Genomic DNA, 25,278 nt, shown 5'->3' with positions numbered 1-25,278 from the left:
AGTGGGAGCTACGCTCACTCCGTCATGCGCGCCGTGCTGTCCGCCCTGCTGTTGCTGCTGCCCGCCCTGGCGTCCGCCCTGGACGTGCAGGGCGCGCTGCCCACCGCGGACACGGTGTGGAAGAAGGACCTCAACCCCTACGTGCTCACCGGGGACGTCACGGTGCCCTGGGGCGCGAAGCTGACGGTGGAAGCCGGCGTGCAGATCATCGCCATCCCCGAGGACGGGTTGCGCTCCGGCGTGGACCCCGAGCGCGTGGAGTTCATCGTCGATGGCACGCTGGTGGTGCGCGGTACCCCGTCACAACCCGTGGAGTTCACCTCCCATGGCAATCCGGGCTCCTGGTACGGCGTCCGGGTGCGCGGAGGCCGGGGCACGGTCATCGACGGCGCCCGGATCAATCTGGCCACCCAGGGCATCTCCCTGGGCATGAGCGCGGTGGTGAAGAACACCTCGGTGAGCGCCCTCGCCCGGGACTGCATCCAGGTGACGTGGGGCTCCTCCTCGCTCCAGGCCAACGACGTGAGCGGATGTGGAGGGCGTGAGCAGGCGTCTCCCGTGCGCTCCATGGCGCCGAGCGAGACCCGTGCCCAGGACAACCGGCTCGCCAACGGCATGTCCTCGTCCCGGGACAACACGGAGCCGCCCGCTCCCCGGCAACGGCCGTCCCCCCCGCCACCCGATCCCCCCCGGACGGAGACCCCCGCCAGACGCGTGCCCGTGCAGGAGGCTCCGGCGCCGCGGCTCTCCCGCCCCCTCCCCTCGGCGGTGGACGCCGGCGACTGCGCGATCGAACCCCAGGTGAACGAGCCGCCGGAGTGCCCCGGCATCCGGCGGTGGCGCAAGGATCAGGAGCGCCAGCGCGAAGTGGATGACGAGCGCCAGGAGGCCCCCCGGCGGAACATCCCGGCCGCTTCCGGCCGACAGCCCCGGAACTCCACCCCACCCGGAGGCACGAACGATCGCCTCCGCGTGGCCCCGGACACGCGGCGCCAGGAGGGAGTGGGCCGCTCGGCCCGCCCCTGAGCCGCCACCTGGAGGGTATCCGGGCGAGAGGCCCGCCCGGGCTCCCACAACTTCCCCGGAGTGAGGGATTTTCGTCGTTCACCCCGGATCAGCCCGGCGGGCGTGGGCGCCCGGCCTTACACTGCGGGACATGGACTCGGGATCCCACCCCTCCCGCGCACGGCTGTGTGTCGGGCTGCTGTCTGGCACCAGTGTGGACGCGGTGGAGGCGGTGCTCTGCCGCATCGAGGGCACCGGGCCGGGGGTTCGCATCACCCTGCTCGCCCACGTCTCGAGGCCCTTCTCCCCAGAGTTCACCCAGCGGGTGCTCTCCGCCCAGGACGCCCGCGCGCTGTGTGAGTTGAACTTCGCCCTGGGCGAGCACTTCGCCGAGGCGGCGCTGGAGGTCATCGCCCGGGCGGGCCTGCGCCCCGAGGACGTGGACGTCATCGGCTCGCATGGACAGACGGTGGCCCATTGGCCCTCGAGCCTGTCGGACACGCCCTCCACGCTTCAGCTCGGGGAGGCCTCCGTCATCGCCGAGCGCACCGGCATCGCCGTGGTGAGCGACTTCCGCACCCGGGACATGGCGGCGGGAGGCCAGGGCGCCCCGCTGGTGCCCTACCTGGACTGGGCCCTGTTCCGGAAGCCCGGCGTGGCCCGGGCGCTGCAGAACCTGGGCGGCATCGGCAACGTGAGCGTGGTGAGCGAGCGGCTGGAGGACACCATCGCCTTCGACACCGGACCGGGCAACATGGTGATGGATGGGCTGGCGCGGCGCATCTCCGGCGGCCAGCTCTCGTGCGATCTCGACGGCCACCTGTCGCGCGGGGGCCAGGTGGTGCCGCACCTGCTCGAGGAGCTGCTCGCCCACCCCTTCCTCGCCCTGCCCCCGCCGCGCAGCGCCGGACGCGAGGGCTTCGGGGACGCGCTGGTGACGCGGCTGTGGGAGCGCGCCCGGGACACGCGGCCCCAGGACTTGATGGCCACGGCGGTGGAATTCACCGTGGAGGCCACGGCGCGCGCCTACGAGGCTTGGCTCTTGCCGCGCTTCACGCTGGAGGCGGTGTACGTGTCCGGCGGCGGCATCCGCAACCCCGTGCTGATGGAGCGGCTGACGGCGCGGCTCGCGCCCCTGCCGGTGCACCCGGTGGATGTGCTGGGCCTGCCCGAGGGCGCCAAGGAAGCGGTGTGCTTCGCGCTGCTGGCCAACGAGCATCTGTCGGGAACTCCGGCGAACGTGCCGTCGGCAACTGGCGCGAGGCGTCAAGTCGTTCTAGGAAAGCTGACACCGTGAGCAGCGTGAACCTGGTAGCGCGGGAAGTAGCGGCGAAGATCGTCTTCTATGGACCGGGTCTGTCCGGCAAGACGAGCACGTTGCGCAAGATCTATGAAACGGTGCGCCCCGCGCACCGCGGCGAGATGATGTCCATCGCCACCGAGGGAGACCGGACGCTCTTCTTCGACTTCCTGCCCGTGAAGGTGGAGCGGGTGAACGACTGCACGGTGCGGCTGGCGCTGTACACCGTGCCCGGCCAGGTCTTCTACAACGCCACGCGCAAGCTGGTGCTCCAGGGCGCCGACGGCGTGGTGTTCGTGGCGGACTCGCAGCCGGAGATGATGGACGCCAACCGCGAGTCCATGGCCAACCTGCAGGAGAACCTGCTGGAGCAGGGCATCCGGCTGGAGCGCTTCCCGCTCGTGGTGCAGTGGAACAAGCGCGACCTGCCCTCGGCCCTGCCCGTGCCGGAGCTGCGCGAGGCGCTCAATCCCCGCCTCGTCCCCGACTTCGAGACCGAGGCCATCAGCGGCAAGGGCGTGCTGGACGTGCTCAAGGGCATCACCCGGCTCGTCATCCAGGACCTGAGGGCCAAGCGCATCGTCCCCCCACCCCGCTCGGCCAACCCCGTGCCCGCTCCCCGGCCCGCGGGGCGAGGACTGGAAGCCGAGCTCAGCCAGCACCTGGTGGGCCGCACCTCCGTGGCCTCCACCGCGTCATCCACGGCCACCTCGGTCGCGGCCCCCCGTCCCCTCATGCCGTCGCGGAGCATGCCCGCCGTGGGGGCCTCGCCGCAGGTGGTGGTCCCCCCCACCGCGCCCCCGGGACTCACCGGACAGCGGCCCCTGGGCGCCGCGAGCGCGCTCGCGCCCTCGGAGTTGTTCGACCACGCCCGGGCCGCGGAGGGAGCGTTCGCCACGGGGGATTACGGCACGTGCATCCAGGCCTGCCTCGATGCCGCCCGCCGCGGGCTCGCGCTCGCGGGCGAGGGTCCGCTGGGCGCACAGGCCTACCTGCTCCACGTGGATGGGGGAGATCTGCTCAAGCTGCAGACGCTCGGGGCCCGCGGCAGCCACCGCGTGGATGACGCCGCGTTCGCGCTGTACGTGCTGATGCAGATCTTCACCCGGCTCCACACCGCCGGCCTGCCCGCGCCCGCCACGGAGTGAGCCCCGCCTCGCGGGACGAGCCCTGTCACTTCCCCGGCGCGGTGAAGCCGTAGCGCTCGAGCAACGGCCGGCTCTGGGGGCCGAGCAGCGCGTCGCGGAACCGCCGGGCCAGCTCCGGATCCTGGGCCTTCTTCAGGAGGGCCCCGCCCTGCTCCATGCGCGGGTAGGCGCTCGTGGGGACTTCCCAGTAGCGGCCCTGTGCCTTCATGGCCGGGGCGAGCGCGAGCGACAGCGCGATGATGCCCACGTCCGCGGCGCCGCTCTGCGCGAACTGGGCCGTCTGCGCGACGTTCTCTCCGAGCACCAGCTTGTCCTTGATGGCGTCGTGGACGCCCTGGCTCTTCAAGGCGGCCTCGGCCGCGCGGCCGTACGGGGCGTGCTGGGGGTTGGCGATGGCGATGTGCCGGACGCCCGGCTCCAGCAGCGCCTTCATTCCGAGCTTCTCCACGGGCAGCGGCGAGTCCCGGGGCACCCACAGGACGAGGTGGCCCACGGCGTAGGGGAACACCCCGTCCGGCGCCACGAGCCCCTGCTCGACGAGCTTGCGCGGGTAGGACATGTCCGCGGAGAGGAAGACGTCGAAGGGCGCGCCCTGGGAGAGCTGCGCGAGGAAGTTGCCCGACGCGCCGTAGGTGACCTCCACCCGGGCGTCGGGGTGCCTGGCGCGGAAGTCCTTCAACAGCTCGTCCAGCGCGAACTTCAGGTCCGCCGCCGCGGCGATGCGCAGGGTGTTCGTGCGTGACGGGGGCGGCGCGTCCGCGGCGGCGGCGACGCCCATGCCGGCCACGAAGCCCGCACCGAGGATGATCAGGACTCCCAGCAGGAACGCGTTTCTCACGAGCTTCTTCATCCCTCCTCTTTATCCACGCCCGGCCCGGGTGTGCACGAAGAGCCCGAGCAGAAGAAAGCGGCCCAGGCAGCCTTCTCCCTCTAGACAGGAAGTTCCCGAATAATTAGAACCTGAGGAATTCCCGTTTCGCGGTGAGGAGCCCCCCATGCGGCTGTTGAAGATCTTCCCCGGTGTGGCACTGGCGCTGTCCTTCCTGGCGTGTGGAGGACCCGAGGCCGGCCCCACCGTCGTCAACGAGCCGGTGGGTCCCGCCGTCGTCAACGAAGCGGTGGGCACGAGCGAGCAGGCCGCGCGCCTGTCCATCCGCAACGCGGACCCGACGGTCATCCGCGTGAACAGCACCTACATCTCCGCGGAGGTGGAGGGGGGACGCATCTACGTGCGCACGGCCTCGTCGGTGGACGGGCTGTCGGGCGCCGCGCGCCAGGTGGTCTTCAGCAACCCCAATGGCTGGGCCGAGGTGTGGGCGCCGGAGATCATCAAGAGCGGCACCACCTACTACATCTACTTCACGGCGGGCGCGGGCTCGGCGCACCGCATGTATGTCATTCAATCGCAGAGCCCCAACTCGGGCTACTCGGCGCCGGCGCCGCTGGCGCTGCCGGACAACAAGTGGGCCATCGACGGCACGGCCTTCGTCTACCAGGGGCAGTGGTACTTCGTCTGGTCCGGCTGGGTGGGCGACAGCAACGGCGAGCAGACGCTCTTCATCGCGCGCATGTCGAGCCCCACGCAGGTGACGGGGGCGCGCTACGTCATCTCCCAGCCCCGTGAGACGTGGGAGAAGGTCGACATCAATCCCCCCTGCCGCGTCAACGAGGGCCCCGAGCCCCTCATCGATCCGAGCGGCCAGTTGCACATCGTGTACTCGGCCAACGGGAGCTGGGGCTCCAACTACTGCCTGGCGGATCTGCGGCTCAAGGCCGGGGGAGATCCCACCTATGTCTGGGATTGGTACAAGTCCAACGGCTGCCTCTTCGGCGCCGCGGGCAACACCCTCATGGCCGGGTGGGATCCGACGCTGTACGCCAAGGGCGTGGGCCACCACTCGTTCGTGCTGCTCAACGGCGACCCCAACACGAGCCCGCCCGCCGGCCCCACGTTCCCCCTCGCCTACCACGGCGTGAACAAGAACGAGTACCCCAGCGACTTCTGGGGCGCGCGCTACTGGTACTCGGGCAGCTTCCAGTGGTGGGGCAACATCACGTACACGCGCGGCACGGACAGGAACACGGGCTGGAGCCTCAAGTTCTACGAGTAGTCCTCCGGGGTGCCGCCCCTGGACGCGACGTCCTGGGGGCGGCACCCCGGCCCCTGTCAGGTGAAGCGGGAGGCTAGAAGCCGCCCGTGGTGGACACCGAGCCCGAGGCCGGCGTGGTCAACTTGATGTTGTCCCCCGACTGCCACTGCACGCCGTTGGCCGGGTTGCTCTCCTCGCGCTTGAGGCACTTCCACTCGATGGCGGTGTTCGCCGGGAGGGAGATGGCCCCCGTCCAGGTGGGGTAGCTCGTCGGGTTGAGCTTCACCGCGCTGGCGGGAGCCCAGGCGCCCAGGGCGCCGAGATTGCCGATGACATAGACGCTCTGGCCCATGTACGTCTGCCCGTTGTTGCACGTGAAGTTGACGGTGACGCTGCCCGGGTTCGGGTTCGGGTTGCCACCGCCGGTGACGACGGCGCCCACGTGGATGGCGGCCGAGGTCATGGCCGCCACGTTGAAGGTCGCGTTGCCGCTGCCGTCCACCGTGACGGTGTTGCCCGAGCAGGTGCCGTTGGTGAACTCACCGGAGAGCACGTTGCAGTAGGTGCCGGCCGGCAGGCTCGTGGCGAAGGAGCGGTTGAGGGCGCCCCCCTCGCGGTTGACGACCACGAAGCCCTTGCCGGTGCGGGCGAAGGCGATCTGGTTGTTGCCGTTGTCCCACCAGTTGGAGACGGCCGTGCCCTCGGTCACCGCGCGGAAGCGGACCATGTTGGCGATCTCGCGCCAGCGGTGCTCGCACTGCCACTCGCCGAAGCAATTCACGGAGGTGCCATTGTGGACGGCCGAGCCCGGGGGCCCCGCGTCCGTGTTGGTGAAGGCGTAGCTGGACATCACCTGCGGATAGCCATACGGCCAGCCCAGCATGAAGACGTTGGCCAGGTTGTACAGGCTGCCGTCCTTGTAGGTCAGGATGTTGGTGCCGCCCGCCCCGTGGCCTCGCTGGTTGTCGTGGTTGTCGGTGAACACCACCGCCTTGGCGCTGGACATGAAGCCCCAGCTCTCACCGAAGGTCTTCAGGTTCTTGAGCTGGCCGACCTTGAACTGCTCGCCGATCTTCGCGCTGTACTTGAACTCGGTCACCGAGCCGAGGCCGAAGTACTGGCTGGCGGTGACCGCCTCGCCGCCCAGATCGATCACCTCCAGGAAGATGAAGGGCGAGCCCGTCATCCGGTTGCGGATGCCGGAGATGTCTCCCGGCGACATGTGCTTGGCGGCATCGACCCGGAACCCCTTCACGCCCACGGAGGTCAGATCGTTGATGTAGTTGGCCAGCGTCTGCTGCACGTAGCTGGAGCCCGTGTTGAGATCCGGCAGGCCGCTCAGATCGCAGTTCTGGACGTTGTAGGCATCCTGGTAGTTGCTGATGCTGCAGATGGGACTGTGATAGTCATTGGCGCTGTACATGGGGTGGCTGCGCGTACTCCACTTCGTGCCCGCGACCCCCGTGCTGGAACCACTGGCCCCGTAGGACGCCGTGTGGTTGATGACGAGGTCGGCATAGACAGCCACCCCGGCCGCGTTGCAGCGCTGCACCATGTCGATGAACTGCGCCCGGGTTCCGCCGCGCGAGTCCAACCGGTAGCTGACCGGCTGATAGCGGGTCCACCACTGCGTGCCGGTGATGTGCTCGTTGGGCGGAGAGATCTGGACCCCCGTGTAGCCCTTGGGCCCGAGGAAGGTCTCGCATTCACGGGCCACGTCCGGCCACTTCCACTCGAACAGGTGGACGTAGACACCTGCTTCCGCCGTTCCGGACACGCTCAGCGCGAGCGCGCATCCAAGGGCGCTCAGCACTCCACCACGCTTGTTCACCGCGTTACTCATGCTCTTCACCTGGGGCAGGGGGAATGGACGACACAGGACGTTGTTTCTCCTGGACAGGACTGTCCAGAAAAACGGGCGAGACCCTAGAAGCCCGTCTTCGTGGCCTCGCGCGTCATTCACGGGAAGTGTTGGGAGACTCGATTCAGCACGGCTGGCGCGTGTGGGTCCGCTGTTCTAAGCCCCGGGCCATGAAAACCCCCCTGCCCCTGCTGGGCCTCGTCCTGCTCACCGCCGTGTCCTGCACACATGAGTCCCTCACGCGGCCAGCCCCCCCGCCCGGGGATTCCGCCGCGCGCGGCCGTGAGCTCGCCCACCGGCTCATCATCGTCGATGGCCATATCGACGTGCCCTACCGGCTCCGGGAGAAGCTGAGCCCCGCGGGCGAGCCCACCGAGGACATCTCCCAGCGCACCGCCGAGGGGGACTTCGACTACCCCCGCGCGGTGGAGGGCGGGCTGGACGTGCCCTTCATGTCCATCTACATCCCCGCGGAGCTCCAGAAGACGGCCGGGGCCTCGAAGGCGCTCGCGGACTCGCTCATCGACCTGGTGGAGAAGCTCGCCCGCGCGTCACCGGACAAGTTCGCCCTGGCGCGCTCGGTGGACGAGGCACGCCGCAACACGAGCGAGGGAAAGATCTCCTTCGCTATGGGCATCGAGAATGGCTCCGCCCTGGAGGACTCGGTGGCCAACGTCGCCCACTTCCAGAAGCGCGGCGTGCGCTACATCACCCTGACGCACTCGGCGGACAACCTGCTCGGCGACTCCTCCTACGCCGAGGGCGCGCACCGCTGGAACGGACTGAGCCCCCTGGGCAAGCAGGTGGTGGCGGAGATGAACCGCGTGGGCATCATGGTGGACGTGTCGCACCTGTCGGACGCCACCATCCGCCAGGTGCTGGAGACGAGCCAGCAGCCCGTCATCGCCTCGCACTCCTCGTGCCGTCACTTCACGCCCGGCTTCGAGCGCAACCTCAGCGACGAGCTCATCCGCGCCATCGCCGCCAAGGGGGGCGTGGTGATGATCAGCTTCGGCTCGGGCTTCCTCCTCCAGGCCGCGCAGGACCATGAGAAGAAGCTGCGCGAGGAGGCCCTGGCCTTCATCCAGCAGCGAGGGCTGACGCGCGAGAGCCCCGAGGTCAAGACGTTCATCGAGAACTGGCTGCGCGAGCACCCGTTTCCCCGGGCGCGCGTCGAGGACGTGGCCGACCACATCGAGCACGTGGTGAAGCTCGTGGGCATCGATCACGTGGGGCTCGGCTCGGACTTCGACGGCGTGGGCCCCACCCTTCCCGTGGGACTCGAGGACGTGTCGCGCTACCCCAACCTCTTCCGGGTGCTGCTCGAGCGTGGCTATGGCGAGGCGGAGCTGGAGAAGCTCGCCTCGGGCAATGTCTTCCGCGTGTGGCAACAGGTGGAGGCGGCCGCCCGGCCCTGAGTCCCGGGCGGACGCTCAGCGCAGGCGCAACAGGCCCATGCGCATGAGCTTGGCGAGCGTCTTGAGCGTCTCCAGCTCGCGCGCGGGGCTGGCCAGCACCAGGGTGGACACGTCCCAGTTGCCGTTGATGAGGCCCACCACCTGCCGCTCCTCGGGCTTGAGCAGCGACAGCTCCTCCGCGTCCGGCGACAGCACCGGCACGCTCAAGGGGGGCAGCGCGGCGTAGAGCGACGCCACGTGCTCGCTGTGCGCCATGCGCGCGAACTCGCGCACGCGCCGGTCCGTCGGATCGCTCGCCAGCAGCGTCGCGCACACCAGCTCCGTCGCGTCGAACTGCCGCTCGCGCACCAGCACCGCGCCCTTCTCCAGCATGTCCGTCACCGGATCCACCACCACCTCCGGTGCGCCCTCCACCTCCACCTGCCTGGCGCGCAGCAGCTCGAAGACGCGACGCGTGGTGGACGAGCGCGACAGGCCGAGCGACAGCCGCAGCCGCCCCAGGTTCTGCCCCCCCGTGCACAGGGTGAGCAGGATGCGGTGCATCAGCGGTTGACGCGGGCTCGGCGCCACGAGCGAGCGCACCGTCAGCGCGTCCCCCGGCAGCACCCGGTCCACGTCCGCCTGCTCGTCCACCCAACGCAGCGACTCGAAGAGCAGCTCGCGCAGGCTCATCTCGCACGGCGCCCACTCCTCGCCCGAGCGGTCCAGGTCCTCCGTCCAGTGGAAGGCGCCATGCCCCCCCCGCGTCTGGTCCACCATGGAGCCGAGCATCTCCTCGCGCACCAGCTCGCGCACCAGCTTGGGCTCCACGTGGTGGGACTGGAAGACGGACTCGAGGCCCTCGCCATCCGCCGGCAGCGCCTTGAGCGCCGAGAGCACCGCCGCCCCATCCGCCAGCTTCGCCAGGGCGAGCACCCGGGCCACCCGGCCCCGGAGCCCCTCGTTGGCGATGGCCAACACCTGCCCCGAGAGCAGGAAGAGCGAGCGCTCACCGCCCTCCCAGGAGAGCAGTTGGAGCGTGCCGGTCTTTCGGGAGCTGTCCAACCATTGGAGAAGCTCGGGAAGCGGGAAGCTGGAGAAATCACCGTGAAGGGCCATGGCCATCTCTTACAGTTCTCCGCCATGCGCGTCGCGGTCCTCTTCATCGATGGGGTTGGCATTGGACGAAACGACCCGGACATCAACCCGCTCTCCGGGCGCGACCACCTGCTCTCCTGGTTCCAGGATGCCCCGCCCCCCTCGCTCCCCGGGGCCGGCCAGTGCTTCCCAGTGGACACCACCTTCGGCATCGCCGGCCGTCCCCAGTCCGCTTCCAATCAGACGGCCCTCCTCACCGGGCGGCCCGCCCCCGCGCTCATCGGCCGGCACGTCCTCGGCTACCCGGATGCCCCCCTGCGCGAGCTCCTCGCGCGGCACTCGCTCGTCAAACACCTGGTGGACACCGGCCGCACCGCCACCTTCGCCAACTGCTACCCCGTGGCCTACCTGGATGCCCTGAAGCTGCCCCGGCGCCCCTCGGCCAGCGCCCCCGAGTTCACCCTCACCCCGGCCGCCCTGCGCCGCTTGAAGGCCTCGGCCAGCACGCTCGCCTTCGCCGCGGGCGGCGTCCCCCTGCGCACCCTGGACGACGCCCGCGCGGGACTCGCCCTGCCCCATGACATCACCGGCGCCCGCGCCCGCTCGCGCGACCTGGACGTGCCCACGCGCACGCCCGACGAGGCCGCCGAGGTGTTCTGGCGCATCGCCGGCGAAGCCGACTTCACCTTCTTCGAGCACTACCTGGCGGACGAAGCCGGCCATGCCCAGGACTTCGCCGCCGCCCGCGACGCCCTGGACACCTTCGATGCCTTCGCCCGCGCCGTCGTCGCCCGCCGCCCGGCCGACGCCCGCGTGCTCGTGTGCAGCGACCACGGCAACGTGGAAGATTTGTCCACACGTTCACACACCCTGCACCCGGTGCCCGTGCTCTACTTCGGACCGCCAGCGCCCGAACTGGAGTCCCTGGCCACCGTGGCGGACGTGGGCGGCGCGGTGCTGCGTTGGTGGGGTGGAGCATGAAGGGGCGCGAGCAAGGGCGTGGGGTGCTGGGGGCGGTGGCGCTGGGGCTCCTGCTCACGCTGACGGGGTGTGCCAGCTTCCGGCGGTTCGCGGCGGGCGAGGCGGCGCTCTCGTCGAGCTGGGAGAGCCCCACGGGCCTCTACCGCATCGAGTACGCCCCGGAGGACGAGCGGGAGCTGACCCGGCTGGTGCGGGCGGTGGACGCGGCCCTGCCCCGGCTGGAGCGCTGGGGGACACTGCGCGAGCCCCTCACCCTGCGGGTGTTTCCCGACCATGAGAGCCTGGAAGCCGCCGTGCGGCAGGAGGGCCTGGGGTGGCTGCGCGCCTGGGGCCGCTATGACGAGGTGTTCATCCAGGCGCCCTCCACCTGGGGTCTCGCCGGGGCCTCGCCGGCCCAGTTGAACGAGCTGCTCCTGCATGAGCTCACCCACAGTCTGATGTACCAGCTCTCGGCGGATCGCCTCGGCTGGTCGCGCAAGCGCATCCCCCTGTGGTTTCGCGAGGGCATGGCCTCGTACACGGCGGAGCAGACGTACCGGTGGGGCTCGTTGGAGGAGTTCGCCCGCTACCTCGAGCGCCACCCCGAGACGGATCCCCTGCGCAAGCCCGAGGGGCACTACCGCGACGAGTCGAACCTCGTGTACGGGGTGGCGCACCACGCCTTCACCTTCCTCGTGCGGCGCTATGGCGAGGAGGCGGTGCGCGGCGTGATGCGCGAGATGAAGGGGGGAGAGGCGTTTCCCGAGGCCTTCGAGGCGGCCATCGGCTTGTCACCGGACGCCTTCGTGCGCGACTTCACCCTCTACGTGAAGTGGAGGGGATTTCGTGGCGGGCGGTCGCCGCCCCGGCCTCCCTCCGAGGCCCGCCCCCTCGGTGGCTCCCCTGCCGCATCGGAGGAGTCACACCCACCGTGATTGGCCCCCCGGTCCGTTTCTGTTACGACGGGGCCGGACCATCCCCACCCAGGCGCGCGTCCTCCTCGCGTCCCCTGGTGTGTGAGGAGATTGCAAGATGAAGCTGCGTACACTGAGCCTGACGGTGCTCGGCGCCCTGGGGCTCTCCGCGTCCATGGCCTGCCAGAAGGAGGAGGCGACCCCCGCGCCCGCTCCCGCCGCCCAGGCTCCGGCCCCCCCCACCATCAAGGCCCAGCACCTGTCCGAGGACGTGGCCGTGCCCCAGGAGGAGAGCGCCCAGGCGCCCAAGGGCGGTGGCACCATCCGGGGCGTGGTCTCGTTCAAGGGCACGCCGCCCGCGCCCGCGCCCATCACCCCGGGCACGGATCCCAACTGCGATGGGATGGACCTGGTGGATCAACCCGTCCAGGTGAAGGCGGGCAAGCTGGCCAACGTCCTGGTGCGGGTGCAGGGCGAGGTGCCCGGCCAGCCCCAGACGCCGCCGGACCAGATGGTGGTGGTGGACCAGAACCGCTGCACCTACAAGCCCCGCGTCCAGGGCGCCGTCGCCGGCCAGCCCATCGTGCTCATGAACAGCGACAGCACGCTGCACAACGTGCGCGGCACGTCCGGTGGCAAGCAGCTCTTCAACGTGACGCAGCCGCCCCTGAAGACGAAGGAGGCCCGGCCTCCGACGGAGGCGGAGATCATCCGCCTCAAGTGCGACATCCACCCGTGGATGACGGCGTGGGTGGTGGTGAACCCGAACGCGTACTTCAACACCTCGGATGAGGAGGGGCAGTTCCGCATCGAGGGCGTGCCCCCGGGCACGTACACGCTGGGCGCGTGGCACGAGACGCTGGGGACGAAGACGGCCCAGGTGACGGTGAAGGAGGGCCAGGAGTCCGAGGTCTCCTTCGAGTTCGTGGCGGCGAAGTAGCTCCCCTCGCCGTCCCCCTGGGCCCCCGGCCGCCGTCTACTTCTTCTTGATGGTGAGCTGCACCTCGGCGCTCTTGCCGCCGCCCTCGGCCTTGAGGGTGGCGGAGCCCGGCTTCACCGGCTGCACCGTGCCGGCCGCGTCCACGGTGAAGATCTTCTCGTTGCTGGTGGTGTAGGTGAAGGCCACGCCCTGGATGGTGGCGCCATCGCCGCTCTTGGCGATCGCCGTGACGGGCGTGCTCTCGCCCACCTTGAGCGAGGCCGGCACGGTCTCGAAGGCCACCGTGGCCACCTCGGGCAGCTTCACGGTGACCTCGGCGGTCTGCTTGAGCGCGCCGGAGGTGATGGTCACGTTCGTGGTGCCCACGGCCTTGGCCGTCAGCTTGTTGCCCTCCACCGCCACCACGTTGGCGTCGGCGCTCGCGAACTCCAGCTTCGCCCCCTGCACGGGCCGGCCCGCGTCATCCTTCACCTCGGCCGTGAGCGTCGTCTCCGAGCCCAGGCCCGTGAGGGTGACAGGCGCGCCCGTCACGACGATCTCCGAGGGGATGGAGATCTCCACGGGCGTCGTGGCGCTCACCTCGCCGGACGTCGTGGTGATGGTGACCGAGCCGCTCTTCACCGCCGTCACCTTGCCGGCGGGGTCCACCGTGGCGAGCTGCCCATCGCTGGAGGAGAAGAGGAACTTCGCCTTCTCCTTGTCCACCGGCTCGCCCTTGGCGGTGAGCGCCTGGGGCTCCAGGGTGACGCTCTGGCCCGCCTCGGACAGCTCCACCTTCTCCGGCTTCACTTCGATCCGCTCCACCTTCTGGCAGGCGGACGCGAGCAGGATGACGGACGTGGCCAGGAGCGGATTGAACAACCTCTTCATGATGAATGTGCCTCGCGCTCGTCTGGGAGGACGAGCAGTGGATGAACGTTGGATGCGCGGGAACTTTGGGGTCCCAAGGACCCGGGTGATAAAACCCGGGATGCCTCAGCAATCCATGTTCCAGGGGCCAGTGCGCCTGGAGGGGAGCCGCCGGGTGTGGACGAAAGGGACGACGCGGACCATCAGGTGTCCATTTCTTCCACAGACGTACTTGGAGTGCGTGGGATGACGAAGTCCGGCAGGGACAAGCGCCTCGGCGGACCCCCCGTGAGGCTTGAGAGCGTCAGGACCATGCGTGGCCCCTCCTCCCCGATCCCCAGGGAGAGCAGCCCCGCCTGCTCCAACTGTCGCAGTTCCGCTGCTGGCTCCAGGCCGGGAGGGAACGTGAGGTGCAAGGCGACAATCTCAGACAATCCGGCACCGCGCTGACGCTCACCAGCCCGGCCATCCGTCCACTGATCGGGCCGGGCACCGCCGGGGGAGCGGAACAGGAAGGGTTGGCGCGGATCCTTGCTGGCATGAGCCACGGGAATCGTCCATCCCGAGGGGAGAAAGGGGGCCCGGTAGTCCCAGGTGGCGAAGGGCAAGGGGGCCTCGGGCGGCTCGGTGCGCAAGGCAATGCCGAAGGGGCTGGCGCCGATGCTTCGCCAGGCGGCACGCTCGGCCAACCGGGTCGGGGCGACGGCGGGACTCGCCAGCTCCGTTCCGTCCACGGCCCACAGCAGCTCCAGGTACGCGTTGTCGAAGCAGTAGCAGACGTTGGTGGTGCCCTGGCCCGGATGGGCACGCCGGAAGCTCTCACGCAGGCCCGCTCGTTCCAGCCCGGCGGCTTCCGGTGCGCCGGGCTCGACGAAGACAAAGACGTGGCAGAGCGAACCGTCTGATCCCCTCACTGGGGCTGGGGCGAGTAGGACGCCCAGAAAACACCAAGTACCTCCTGGAAGAGGGGCTCGGCTCCATGAGAGCAAGTTCCCCAGTATTCCAGCAGGCCGGGAGGCCAGGGAGGAGCACGCGTGGACGACAGGAAGAAGATCGAGGCGAGCAAAGAGGAGGAGGAACTGGAGCAGTTGGGGCCATACCAACTCGAGGAGCAGATGCATCAGTCCGCTGCCAGTCGGGGAGCGCTCTACCGGGCCACGCACGAGACGAGTGGAGCCACGGCCCTGGTGCTCAAGCCCGCCGAGGACGACAAGGTTCCCCTAAAGGACTTGCGGGTGATCTTCAGTTCCTCGGCCTCGGGGCGCTATATCGCCATGCAGGTGGAGCAGACGCCCTGGTCCGTGTCCCCCGAGAGGCAACCAGCGGAGTCGCTGGTATTCACCTTCGAGGGAGTGCTCGAGGGCATTCACCGCATGGCTCGTGCCATCCCCGCTCCCTACGAGCCCCGCCCTCTCTTGCGTCCAGGGCTGAGATTGGCGAGCGCCGCTGGGGTGTGTGCCCTGGTGTTCGCTCTGGTGCGTCTGGCCTCCGTGTCCCAGCCGCCGAGCAACCCGGCGCCCCTGACGAGCACCTCGCCCGCGCCAACGAGCGACGAGGTGTCCACGGCAGCCGGGACTCCGGACCCTTTCTCCAACGGGACACTCGTGGACACCGTGGACGCTGGAGAATCCGTGCTCGCCCGTCCGCTGCCGCGCGAGCCATTCAAAGGACAGAAGCTCCCTCCCTGCACCCGCTACGCCGAGGTGGAACTCATCGGAGCGTGCTGGACACCTCACAAGCTCAAGGCCCCGTGCCCGGATGTCCTCTACGAGTACCAGGGAGAGTGCTACCTACCCGCCTTCAGCGCGAAACCACCGCCCCAGTCGCTCGGGCAGTGAGAGGCCCGAGCCTCCTGCCCGACAGGCAAGATTTCCTTCCACGTTGCGTCATGGCCAGGGCACGTCCTGGCCGGGGAAGCCGTGCGAACCACGGAGGCGCCCGCGGCCGAGGACACCAGGCTCGAGATAGCAGCGCTACACCTGAGCCTGCGGCATAGTCCCGGGCTTCGCGAAGGAGCTTTGCCATGGCCCGAATGACCCTAGACGAACTGCGCCAGCTCGCCGAGGCGGTGCTGCGCCACCACGGTTTCACCGAAGACCAGCTGCGGGCCATCGCCGCGACCCTGGTGGCCGGCCAGCGTGACGAATGCGCCTCCCACGGCATCTATCGGCTGCTGGGCATCGTCGCCACCCTCAAGGCCGGCAAGGTGGTGCCAGACGCGGTACCCGAGGTGCACGACGTGGCGCCGGCCATCGTCAAGGTGGATGCGCGTGGCGGATTCTCGCAGCTGGCCTTCGCCGCCGGCCTGCCCTTGTTGGAAGAGAAGGCCCGGCGCAATGGCCTCGCCGCCCTGGCCATCAATCGCTGCGTGCACTTCTCGGCCCTGTGGATAGAGATCGAGGCGCTGACGGAGCGCGGCCTGGTGGCCCTGGCCTGCAATCCCACCCAGGCCTACGTCGCCCCGGCTGGTGGGCGGCGGCGGCTGTTCGGTACCAATCCCATCGCCTTCGGCTGGCCCCGCTCCGGTCGCGAGCCTTTCGTCTTCGACTTCGCCACCAGCGCCGTGGCCCGGGGGGAGATCGAGCTGCATCGCCGGGCCGGCAAGCCACTGCCGGACGGCTGGGGCGTGAATGCCCAGGGCGAGCCCAGCCAGGACGCGCGCACCGTGCTCGAGGAGGGCGCCATGCTGACCTTCGGCGGCCACAAGGGCTCGGCCCTGGCGGCCATGATCGAGCTGCTCGCCGGTCCACTCATCGGTGATCTCACCAGTCAGGAATCCTCGGCGCACGACGGCGGCAGCGGCGCCCTGCCCTATCACGGGGAGCTGCTCCTGGCCCTGGATCCCCAGTGCTTCCTGGGCGCCGCGGTGGCCGAGTACCAACAGCGCGCCGAAGCCCTGTTCGCCGGCATCCAGGCCCAGGGGGCGCGCCTGCCCTCGCAGCGGCGCTTCGAGGCCCGGGCACGTAGCGACGCCCAGGGCGTCGAGGTGCCGGATGCGCTGTTGGCGGATGTCAGGGCATTGCTGAACCAACCCACGAGCTCATCGACGCGCGGGTGATGGGCGCGGCGTCCGCCGACGAGGAAGCCCGTGTGCGCGAGGCCACCTGGACGCTCCGCCTGGGAGCGAGCTTCGAGGGCGATACGGCGCCGTTCCACCGGGTGACCCCGCGTCCGTAGCGTCCGACTCGCCCGGGTAGGTATCATCGCGGGCGAGTGGAATGGACAACGCCGCCCCAAGTACCCGCCCCCCTCCGAATCCGCTCCCCCCGTGGAGTCGTCCGGTGAAGGCGTGGCCACTGCTGCTCCTCCTGCTCGGCCTCCCGGCCGGGGCCTTCCCCCGGGTGCCCCTGTGCGAGCGGCCCGTGGTCCCAGCCCGGGCCAGCACGAGGCCCTTCTCCGAGGAGCTGGAGCAGGCGCTCGACGCGTTCGTCCGCGCGGAGCTGGAGGGCGAGCCGCACGCGGGGCTCGCCGTGGGGGTGCTGCGGGGTGAGCAGCGCTGGGTGGGCACCTATGGCCAGCGAGACGTGGCCCAGGGCCTGCCGGCGACGCCGAGGACCACGTGGCGCATGGCGTCACTCACCAAGTCCTTCACGGCCGTGGCGGTGATGCAGCTCGTGGAGCGGGGCCTGCTCGACCTGGATGCCGACATCCGCACGTGGGTGCCCACCTGGCCCGAGCGGCGCTGGCCGGTGACGCCCCGGCAACTGCTCGGACACCTGGGCGGGGTGACGAACTACGGCCGCCTCGGCCCGAGCCAGGACACCGGGCCGCTCGACACGGCGGGGGCGGTGGCGCTGGTGGCGGGCTATGAGCTGGAGGCCGAACCGGGCACCCGCTTCCTCTACAGCACCTGGGCCTACAACCTGCTGGGCGCCGCCATCGAGGCCGCCTCGGGCCAGCCCTACGGCGAGTACATGAGGGAGCACGTCTTCGGCCCCGCGGGCATGGTGCACGCGGCGCTGGATGATCGCCGCACGCGCGACGAGCACCACGCGGCGGGCTACCGGCTCCGGGACGGGCGGCTCGTGCCGTCCAAGAAGGTCGACGTGTCGGGCCGGTTCGCGGGAGGTGGCACGCGCGCGTCCATCGAGGATCTGCTCGGCTTCGGGCAGGCGCTGCTCGACTACCGGCTGGTGACACGCGCGAGCACCGGGGAGATGCAGCGCTCGATGAGCACGCGGGACGGGCGGCTCACCGACTACGGCATGGGCTTCGCGACCTGGCCGCTCCGGGGCCACTACGTGGTGGCCCACTCGGGAGCGCAGCCGGAGACCTCGACGCTGCTGCTGCTCTTGCCCGGGGAGGACGTGGCCCTCGCGCTCACGAGCAACGTGGAGAGCCAGGCCGCGCTGCTCAAGCGCATCGCGTACGGGCTCATCGCGCGGCTGCTCGAGGGAGAGGAGCACCGGCTGAACGCCCGCCTGCATGACTCCGTGGACGCGCTGGTGAACGAGGGCCTGGGCCGGGTCTTCGGTTACGGGCTCGCGTACCACCACTGGGCGGCGCACGGGCCCGGGACGCTCCCCGAGACAGCGGGACTCCCGGACGCCTTCGCGCGGGTGACGCGGCTGTTGGATCGGACCACCATCGCCCGGGAACCCGCCGCGGCACGCGAGCGCATCCTCGCCGCCCACGAGCCCCGTGGGGACGAGCTCTTCATCCAGGTGGGGGCCCACATGGCGCGCACCCTGGAAGAGGCGCTCGGGGCCGAGCAGCTGCGCGGCTATTCCTCGCGCGGCCCGCTCGCCTTCTTCAACGACTACCTGGCCGTGTGCGAGACCCGGGGCTGCCCCGAGCCCCTGCGCTTCGACGAGTCACTGCGCGCGGAGCTGCGCCGCCTCACTCCCTGAGACACGAGGCGGCGGGCCTCAATGCCCCAGAGCGCCCCTGGCGAGCGTGTCGAACGCGGAGATGACCTCGACGGGAGCCTGCACCAGCTCGATGAGCACGCCCTCGCCTCCGAGGGGGAACTGCTCGTTGCCCTTGGGGTGGATGAAGGTCACGTCGAAGCCCGCCGCGCCCTTGCGGATGCCCCCGGGGGCGAAGCGCACGCCCTGCCCCTCGAGCCAGGTCACGGCCGCGCGCAGATCATCCACCCACAGGCCCAGGTGGTTGAGAGCGGGGTCGTGCACGCGCGGCTTGCCGTTGGGATCCACCGGCTGCATCAGGTCCACCTCGACCCGGAAGGGGCCGGCGCCCGCGACGACGATGTCCTCGTCCACGTTCTCGCGCTCGCTGCGGTAGGTGCCGTGAGGCGTGAGCCCCAACAGGTCCACCCAGAGCTTGCGCAGGGGCGCCTTGTCGGCCCCACCGATGGCCACCTGCTGGAGGCCCAGGATACGAAATGGTCGTGTGCTCATGGCCAGGCATCGTCGCGGAGCGGGCCCCTCCCAGGCAAGGACCCGTGTCCCGCCCTGTCAGAAGCCCGGCGGAACCTGGCCGTGCAGACAGGTGATGGTGTTGGGTTCACGGGGGCCCGACATGCGCGCGGTGCGTGCACGCGCTTCTTCCCCCGGGCGCAGCCCCTCCTCCACGGGCCACGAGGGCTCCTCGCCGGGCGCCAGGGAGTGCAGGCCGCTCTGCCAGGGACCGATGACATAGGTGTGTCCGGCGGCGCGGCAGCCGAAGAAACGCGTCCACGCCCGCGCGAAGGCATGGCCCCGGGTCGTGCCGAACGTCTCACAGGTCCGGAACCACCAGAGCGCCTCGCCCCCTGGCACGAGCCGCTCGCGCAACGCCTCCAGCCGCGCCCGCCACGGATGACGCGGCGCGAGCGCCTGGACATCCAGCGACTCGCGATCGACGAGGACACGCCCCCAGGTGCCATGGCCCCAGTATTGGATCTCCTCGATGCGCCGCTCCACCGAGCGGGCCAGCAGCCAGTCCAGCGCCTCGGGCCAGCTCGCGACGCCGCGCCAGTCATCGAGCCGGCCCAGGGCGCGGTACAGCACGCTGCCCACGCGCCACGAGGCGGTGAGCCCGGGAAGACCCCACCGCCCCGCGCAGGTACGGTCGTACACCATCAGCCTCAAGCCCTCGTTCCGAACCGTCATGGGTGGACCTCCCGAGGCGTCGCGGATGATGAATATCTTTTCACCCGGAGGCGTCCGGCGCATCCTCGGGAACGATTTTCCTCGGAGTCCATTCCATGCGCGCCCTCCTGCTGACCCTGACTGCCTCCACCTGTCTCCTGATCCCTGTCCGGGGAGAAGCGGCCACGCTGCGCTGCGGCAACCAACTGGCCTCGGACGGAGCCTCCAAGTCGGATGTGCTGATGCGGTGCGGAGAGCCGATGGCGAAGGAGAGCCGCACGGAGACCGTGGGTGAGAAGACGCGCACCCGCGACGAGCAGGGAAGCAGCACCCAGGAGCACACCGTGCAGAAGACGATCGAGGAGTGGACGTACAACTTCGGCCCCTCGCGCCTGATGCAGGTGGCGGTGTTCGAGAATGGCCGGCTCGTCGACGTGCGCAGCGGCGGCTACGGCCGCTAGGACGGGAGGCTCCGCTGTTCACGCGTCTGGCTCCCCGCCGGCGCGAGACCTTCCGGGTGGTGGACACGTCGGGAACGCCTTCACCCAGGCGGGCGGGCAACCCCTCGTCCACCCGGTGGAGGTGCATTCCCTGGAACACCCGGATCCTGATCGGGGGCCCCTTCCCAGGAGCCACTTCCCAACCCACGTTGTGGTGCACCATGGACCTCTCCGCCTTCTCGAACCTGTCGCCCAGTCAGCGCCGCGTGCTCACGCTCGCGGGCCTGATTGCCATTCCCACCTATGTCCTCCCCGTGAGCTTCTGGGGATTGCGCGCGATGCGTCCGATCCTCCTCCGGAACGCGGTGTCGGGAGCCATGACCCTGGGGCTGGTGTCCCTCGTGGTCTGTGGAGTCCGCCAACTGACCCGGCGGGGCAGCGTGGCGCAGAGCGCTCCGTCGAACGGCCAGCGCTGGCAGCTGCCCATCCATGGACCCATCCTCCCTGAGGAGATGATGGGCTCACAGGCCTCGGGCCACTGAGTCACTCGATTCAGCAGCCGCCCACCTGGGGTTCTCCGTCGCGGGGAACTCCAGGTGATTCATTCGTGAATGAGTTCGTGCCGAGGTGACGCGTGCCGTCAGACACGGTGCGTCGTCATGCGTCGAACACCCCTGGGCAGCACGCCCCAGCCGCTTGGGTTATAGGAACGCCAGCCGTTGGGCGGGAGGCGTTCCGTGTCACTCAGTGTGTTCGACATGTTCAGCATTGGTATTGGTCCCTCGAGTTCCCACACCGTGGGGCCGATGCGTGCGGCACGTCAGTTCGTGGAAACCGTCGCGCGGGAGGCTGGAGGCCTGGACGGAGTCGACTCCGTGAAGGTGGAGCTCTTCGGCTCGCTGGGGCACACCGGCAAGGGTCACGGCAGTGACGTCGCGGTCATCCTCGGGCTGGAGGGGGAGCGCCCCGAGGAGGTCGACTGCGACGCCGTCCCTGCTCGCATCTCCGGCGTGGTGGAGAGCGCGCGGCTCAAGCTGCTCGGCCAGCAGCCGGTGAAGTTCAAGCCCTCCGAGGACATCGTCTTCCACAAGCGGCAGTCGCTGCCGCGCCACCCCAATGGCATGCGCTTCACCGCGGGGCTCGCCCGGCGCGGCGAGTCCATCACCCGCTCCTACTACTCGGTGGGCGGGGGCTTCGTCGTGAACGACGACGGCACCGCGGCCCCCTCGGCGGGCGTGCGCGAGGCGAGCCTGCCCTACCCCTTCAAGACGGGCGCGGAGCTGCTCGCGCTCTGCCAGCAGCACGGGCTGAGCATCAGCACGTTGATGCTGGAGAACGAGAAGGCGCTGCGCTCCGAGGCCCAGGTGCGCGCGGGCCTGTTGCGCATCTGGGAGGTCATGCAGGCGTGCGTCAAGCGCGGCTGCGAGCGCGAGGGCCTGCTACCGGGCGGGCTCAAGGTGAAGCGCCGCGCGGCGGCCATCCACCGCAAGCTCAAGGGAGACATGCGCGGCGCGGATCCGCTCATGGCGATGGATTGGGTGAACCTCTACGCGCTCGCGGTGAACGAGGAGAACGCGGCGGGAGGGCGCGTGGTGACGGCGCCCACCAATGGCGCGGCGGGCATCGTGCCGGCGGTGCTCCACTATTACCGGCGCTTCGTGCCGAACTCGGACGACGAGGGGGCCATCCGCTTCCTGCTCGCCGCGGGAGCCATCGGCATGCTCTACAAGCTCAACGCCTCCATCTCCGGCGCCGAGGTGGGCTGCCAGGGCGAGGTCGGCGTGGCGTGCTCCATGGCGGCCGCGGCGCTCGCCGAGGTGATGGGCGGCACGCCCGAGCAGGTGGAGAACGCGGCGGAGATCGGCATGGAGCACAACCTGGGCCTCACGTGCGATCCCATCGGCGGGCTCGTCCAGGTGCCCTGCATCGAGCGCAACGCCATGGGCTCCATCAAGGCCATCAACGCCGCGCGGCTGGCGCTCCAGGGAGATGGCAAGCACAAGGTGTCGCTCGACAAGGTCATCACCACGATGCGCCAGACGGGCGCGGACATGATGACCAAGTACAAGGAGACCGCGCGCGGCGGCCTCGCCGTGAACATCATCGAGTGCTGACGGAGATGACTCCGGAGGAGGGCCCGGCCACCGGCCCCTGCGCGTGTCAGTTCATCACGTCGCGGCCCTTGCCCCCGGGCACCTCGGACGCGGACGGGCCGGGGGGCGCGAGCGGACCATGGCGTGGCACATGGACGTGGAACGTCGCGCCCCCGCCTGGCGTCTCCTCGATGCGGATGTGCCCGTGGTGGGCCTCGACCACCTGGCGGATGACCCAGAGGCCCAGCCCGAGGCCGCCATAGTTGCGCGCGGGCACGGCGCGCTCGAAACGCTCGAAGACACGCTGCCGGTCGGCCGCTGGGATGCCGATGCCATGGTCCACGACCGAGAGCGTCACCCCACCCCCTTCCTCGCGCAGGGTGACGTCCACGGGGTGGCCCGCGCCGAACTTCAAGGCATTGGACAGCAGGTGGTGGAACACCTGCTCCATGCGCTCCCGATCGAAGAAGCCCTCCAGGGAGCCCTCGAGCTGGAGCCGCACCGTGCAGCCCTGCCGCCGGGCATCGCCCTGATGGGCGAGCACCACGCCGCGCACGAGCTCTCCCAGCTCCACCTGGGCCCGCGACAGTTGCAGGCGTCCCGTCGTGAGCTGCGACACGTCCAGCAACGTCTCGATGAGCCCGGCCAGCCGGCGCGCGGAGCGGCGCGCCGTGTCCAACCGCTCGCCAATGCCGGGCTGGGAGGACGCGTTCAGGCTCCGCTCGATGGCGCCAATCTGGAGCTGGAAGATGGTGAGCGGTGTCTTCAGCTCATGGGAGGCCACGGACAGGAAGTCGTCCCGGGCCCGCACGGCCTCCAGCAGGTGCTCCACCTGGGCCCGTTCCCGGGCCACCTCCCGGCGCATGCGCGCGCGCTCGAGGTGGGCACGCACCCGGGTGAGCAACTCCCGGGCGGAGAAGGGCTTGACGAGGTAGTCATCCGCTCCGGACTCGAGTCCCTCGAGCGTGGCCTCCTCTCCGGCGCGGGCCGACAGCAGGAGGATGGGCAGATCCCTGGTATGGGGAGCGGCACGCAGGGCGCGCAGCAGCCCCACCCCATCCAGCCGGGGCATCATCACGTCCGAGATGAGGAGATCGGGCGGGTGGGCCAGGGCCACTTCCAGGGCCGCCTGTCCATCCGCCACCGCCTGCACCTCGAACCCGGCGGACAGCATCCGGTGGATGTAGTCGCGAACGTCCGCGTTGTCGTCCGCGAGGAGCACCCGGGCGCGAGGCCGGTTCGGCTCGGGCGCGAGGGGCGGCGCCTCGGCGGGCGCCTGGACGGACCAGCGCAGCGCCTCCTCGACGTAGGGGCCGGCACCGGTCGCGGTGGAGGGCAGCACCCGCGTGGCGCGCACCCGCTCCTCGGGCAGGTGCGCGAAGCCCAGGGGCACCTCGACGGTGAACGTCGACCCCTGCCCCTCGGTGCTGTCCACCTTCACCCGTCCGCCATGAAGCCCCACCAACTCGTGCACCAGCGCGAGTCCGATGCCCGAGCCCTCATGCGTCCGGGCATGCGCGTCCTTCACCCGGTGGAAGCGCTCGAAGAGACGCGGCAGCTCCACCGCGGGGATGCCCGTTCCCGTGTCGCGCACCTCGAGGACGGCGCACCCGTCCCGCTCGAAGGTGCGCACCGAGATGCTCCCCTTGTGGGTGAACTTGAAGGCATTGGAGACGAGGTTGAGGACGACCTTCTCCCAGAGCTCGCCATCCAGGTAGACGGGCTGGGACAGTGGCGGGCAGTTCACGAGGAGCTGGAGCCCCGCGCGCTCCACCGCCGAGCGGAAGGTGCCCGCGAGGTCCGCGCAGAGCGTGGAGAAGTCGGCGGGGGCGAAGCTGGCCTCCATCCGCCCCGCCTCCAGCCGGGAGAAGTCCAGCAACGTGTTGACGAGCCGCAGCAGCCGCCCCGCGTTGCGGTGGAGCGCCTCCAGCTCGGTGCGGACCACCTCGGGCAGCGGGCCCGCACGCCCGGCGAGCAGATCCTGCGTGGGCCCCAGCATCAACGTCAGGGGCGTGCGGAACTCATGGCTGATGTTGCTGAAGAAGGCCGTCTTGGCGCGATCGAGCTCCGCCAGGGCCTCCGCGCGCCGACGCTCCTCCTCGTGGGCTCGGGCATTGCGCAGGGCCACCGACACCTGGCCCACCAGCAGCTCGAGGAAAGAGCGGTAGCCCTCGTCGAGCGCCCGGTTGGGGCTGATTCCCGTCACGAGCACGCCGAGCGGAGCGCTCTGGCCCGCGGCGGCCACCGGCATCACCACCGCCGTGCGGACCGGATCCTTGAACGGGCCCCCCGTCAGCGTGACGCGGCGCTCGACATCCTCGATGAGCACCGTCTCGCCCTCGGCCGCGCGGACCAGGGGCCACACCGGCTCGCCGTCCTTGCTCTCCACCCGGAGCGGACATGCCGCCGCGTTCTCCTCCAGGCCGATGACCCCGTGGCGGGTGAACCCCTTGCCGTCCGGGTCGCGCAGGTACAGCAGCGCGAAGGGCACATCCAGGGGGTGCTCGGAGATGGCGGTGACGACCTCCTCGCAGGTCTTCGCGACGCTCCGGGTCACCGCCGCCCGCGAGGCCAGATCCCTCAAGAGCCGCAGCCGCCGCTCCCCGAGGATCTGCTGGGTCACCTCGCTGCAGACGGCGAACATGCCGACGATGCGCCCCGTGTCATCCTCGGCGGGGGAATGCGAGACGCTGAAATAGGACTCCTCGCGGTAACCCGAGCGCTCCAGCAGGAGCATCAGGGCCGGCGTCCAGTTCGCCACGCCGGTGGCCATCACCTGGTGGATCATCGGCCCGAGCGTGTCCCACGCCTCGGCCATGGTGACGCGGATGTCGAGCCCCAGCGCCGCCGGGTGCTTGTCGCCGATCAGCTTCGAGTAGGCGTCGTTGTAGAACTGGAGGAAGGAGGGCCCCCACGTGAGGATCATGGGGTAGCGCGACGAGAGCATCGTGCGCACCAGGGCCTTCAAGCTCTCGGGCCAGGTGCCCATCGGTCCCAGGCTGCTGGCGGACCAGTCGTGCGCGCGGATGCGCGCGTGCATTTCACTCGGACCGGCGAACATGATGAGCAGCGACTCGGATGGGCTCGGGTGTTCTCCCAAAAAAGCCTGGAACAGGAGTGGTGTACAGTCACATCCCCCCTGGATCGCCAT

Annotated in this window: 22 protein-coding genes; 14 read left to right on the top strand and 8 right to left on the bottom strand. The window is 70.1% G+C overall.

Annotated elements, in window-relative coordinates:
• Positions 1–24 precede the first annotated feature (24 nt).
• The 3 genes from F0U63_RS15315 to F0U63_RS15305 all read left to right on the top strand — a co-directional run bounded on the left by F0U63_RS15315 (position 25) and on the right by F0U63_RS15305 (position 3,453).
• Complete coding sequence (locus F0U63_RS15315) at positions 25–1,026, top strand: hypothetical protein (RefSeq protein WP_395846652.1); 1,002 nt, start codon at positions 25–27, stop codon at positions 1,024–1,026.
• Between the two features lie 130 nt (positions 1,027–1,156).
• Positions 1,157–2,302: an anhydro-N-acetylmuramic acid kinase gene (locus tag F0U63_RS15310; protein ID WP_395846651.1), complete on the top strand. Its 1,146-nt coding sequence runs from the start codon at positions 1,157–1,159 to the stop codon at positions 2,300–2,302.
• The gene (locus tag F0U63_RS15305; protein ID WP_395846650.1) at positions 2,299–3,453 is read left to right on the top strand and encodes a GTP-binding protein; all 1,155 of its coding nucleotides are present in this window, start codon (positions 2,299–2,301) and stop codon (positions 3,451–3,453) included. The genes F0U63_RS15310 and F0U63_RS15305 overlap by 4 nt, the downstream gene beginning before the upstream one ends.
• Positions 3,454–3,478: 25 nt before the next feature.
• Here the strand turns inward: F0U63_RS15305 and modA are convergent, their stop codons facing one another.
• Positions 3,479–4,303: a molybdate ABC transporter substrate-binding protein gene (gene modA, locus F0U63_RS15300; protein ID WP_395846649.1), complete on the bottom strand. Its 825-nt coding sequence runs from the start codon at positions 4,301–4,303 to the stop codon at positions 3,479–3,481.
• Between the two features lie 145 nt (positions 4,304–4,448).
• Between modA and F0U63_RS15295 the strand changes: the two genes are divergently transcribed.
• Positions 4,449–5,564 carry a glycoside hydrolase family 43 protein gene (locus F0U63_RS15295; protein ID WP_395846648.1) on the top strand — a complete coding sequence of 372 codons (1,116 nt, stop codon included), beginning with the start codon at positions 4,449–4,451 and terminating at the stop codon, positions 5,562–5,564.
• Positions 5,565–5,637: 73 nt separating this feature from the next.
• Here the strand turns inward: F0U63_RS15295 and F0U63_RS15290 are convergent, their stop codons facing one another.
• Positions 5,638–7,386, bottom strand: a complete 1,749-nt coding sequence (locus tag F0U63_RS15290) for a carbohydrate-binding module family 20 domain-containing protein (protein WP_395846647.1) — start codon at positions 7,384–7,386, stop codon at positions 5,638–5,640.
• A gap of 188 nt (positions 7,387–7,574) precedes the next feature.
• On the opposite strand from F0U63_RS15290, the gene F0U63_RS15285 reads away from it, so the two are divergent.
• On the top strand, positions 7,575–8,822 hold the full coding sequence (locus tag F0U63_RS15285) for a dipeptidase (protein ID WP_395846646.1): 1,248 nt from the start codon (positions 7,575–7,577) through the stop codon (positions 8,820–8,822).
• Positions 8,823–8,837: 15 nt separating this feature from the next.
• On the opposite strand, the gene F0U63_RS15280 is transcribed toward F0U63_RS15285, so the two are convergent.
• Positions 8,838–9,920, bottom strand: coding sequence for a DUF4388 domain-containing protein (locus F0U63_RS15280; protein WP_395846645.1), 1,083 nt, complete (start codon positions 9,918–9,920; stop codon positions 8,838–8,840).
• 24 nt (positions 9,921–9,944) lie between these two features.
• Between F0U63_RS15280 and F0U63_RS15275 the strand changes: the two genes are divergently transcribed.
• The 3 genes from F0U63_RS15275 (at position 9,945) to F0U63_RS15265 (ending at position 12,713) form a co-directional block, all read left to right on the top strand.
• On the top strand, positions 9,945–10,880 hold the full coding sequence (locus tag F0U63_RS15275; RefSeq protein WP_395846644.1) for a metalloenzyme: 936 nt from the start codon (positions 9,945–9,947) through the stop codon (positions 10,878–10,880).
• The gene (locus tag F0U63_RS15270) at positions 10,877–11,794 is read left to right on the top strand and encodes a hypothetical protein (RefSeq protein WP_395846643.1); all 918 of its coding nucleotides are present in this window, start codon (positions 10,877–10,879) and stop codon (positions 11,792–11,794) included. Before F0U63_RS15275 ends, F0U63_RS15270 begins: the two co-directional genes overlap by 4 nt.
• A gap of 97 nt (positions 11,795–11,891) precedes the next feature.
• Positions 11,892–12,713, top strand: coding sequence for a carboxypeptidase regulatory-like domain-containing protein (locus F0U63_RS15265; RefSeq protein ID WP_395846642.1), 822 nt, complete (start codon positions 11,892–11,894; stop codon positions 12,711–12,713).
• Between the two features lie 36 nt (positions 12,714–12,749).
• Here the strand turns inward: F0U63_RS15265 and F0U63_RS15260 are convergent, their stop codons facing one another.
• A complete protein-coding gene (locus tag F0U63_RS15260; RefSeq protein WP_395846641.1) occupies positions 12,750–13,583 on the bottom strand; it encodes an Ig-like domain-containing protein in 834 nt (277 codons plus the stop codon).
• Between the two features lie 182 nt (positions 13,584–13,765).
• A complete protein-coding gene (locus F0U63_RS15255) occupies positions 13,766–14,476 on the bottom strand; it encodes a VOC family protein (protein ID WP_395846640.1) in 711 nt (236 codons plus the stop codon).
• Positions 14,477–14,596: 120 nt separating this feature from the next.
• On the opposite strand from F0U63_RS15255, the gene F0U63_RS15250 reads away from it, so the two are divergent.
• The 3 genes from F0U63_RS15250 (at position 14,597) to F0U63_RS15240 (ending at position 18,412) form a co-directional block, all read left to right on the top strand.
• Positions 14,597–15,400: a hypothetical protein gene (locus F0U63_RS15250; RefSeq protein WP_395846639.1), complete on the top strand. Its 804-nt coding sequence runs from the start codon at positions 14,597–14,599 to the stop codon at positions 15,398–15,400.
• Positions 15,401–15,585: 185 nt separating this feature from the next.
• Positions 15,586–16,620, top strand: a complete 1,035-nt coding sequence (locus F0U63_RS15245; RefSeq protein WP_395846638.1) for an Ldh family oxidoreductase — start codon at positions 15,586–15,588, stop codon at positions 16,618–16,620.
• A gap of 223 nt (positions 16,621–16,843) precedes the next feature.
• Positions 16,844–18,412, top strand: a complete 1,569-nt coding sequence (locus F0U63_RS15240; RefSeq protein ID WP_395846637.1) for a serine hydrolase domain-containing protein — start codon at positions 16,844–16,846, stop codon at positions 18,410–18,412.
• Between the two features lie 18 nt (positions 18,413–18,430).
• Here the strand turns inward: F0U63_RS15240 and F0U63_RS15235 are convergent, their stop codons facing one another.
• Both F0U63_RS15235 and F0U63_RS15230 read right to left on the bottom strand, forming a co-directional pair.
• Entirely contained in the window at positions 18,431–18,922 is a 492-nt protein-coding gene (locus F0U63_RS15235) for a VOC family protein (RefSeq protein ID WP_395846636.1), read from the bottom strand.
• A 57-nt stretch (positions 18,923–18,979) separates the two neighbouring features.
• On the bottom strand, positions 18,980–19,615 hold the full coding sequence (locus tag F0U63_RS15230; RefSeq protein WP_395846635.1) for a hypothetical protein: 636 nt from the start codon (positions 19,613–19,615) through the stop codon (positions 18,980–18,982).
• Between the two features lie 95 nt (positions 19,616–19,710).
• On the opposite strand from F0U63_RS15230, the gene F0U63_RS15225 reads away from it, so the two are divergent.
• From F0U63_RS15225 to F0U63_RS15215, 3 genes are all read left to right on the top strand, one after another.
• Positions 19,711–20,055: a DUF2845 domain-containing protein gene (locus F0U63_RS15225; RefSeq protein ID WP_395846634.1), complete on the top strand. Its 345-nt coding sequence runs from the start codon at positions 19,711–19,713 to the stop codon at positions 20,053–20,055.
• A gap of 200 nt (positions 20,056–20,255) precedes the next feature.
• The gene (locus F0U63_RS15220; RefSeq protein ID WP_395846633.1) at positions 20,256–20,576 is read left to right on the top strand and encodes a hypothetical protein; all 321 of its coding nucleotides are present in this window, start codon (positions 20,256–20,258) and stop codon (positions 20,574–20,576) included.
• A 195-nt stretch (positions 20,577–20,771) separates the two neighbouring features.
• Positions 20,772–22,148, top strand: coding sequence for an L-serine ammonia-lyase (locus F0U63_RS15215; protein WP_395846632.1), 1,377 nt, complete (start codon positions 20,772–20,774; stop codon positions 22,146–22,148).
• A gap of 46 nt (positions 22,149–22,194) precedes the next feature.
• On the opposite strand, the gene F0U63_RS15210 is transcribed toward F0U63_RS15215, so the two are convergent.
• A complete protein-coding gene (locus F0U63_RS15210) occupies positions 22,195–25,188 on the bottom strand; it encodes an ATP-binding protein (RefSeq protein ID WP_395846631.1) in 2,994 nt (997 codons plus the stop codon).
• Positions 25,189–25,278: the final 90 nt, after the last annotated feature.

Source organism: Cystobacter fuscus, from assembly GCF_044360685.1.
GTDB lineage: Bacteria > Myxococcota > Myxococcia > Myxococcales > Myxococcaceae > Cystobacter > Cystobacter fuscus_C.
The sequence above is the reverse complement of the archived record's forward strand: the minus strand, read 5'-3'. Positions and strand labels throughout refer to the sequence as shown.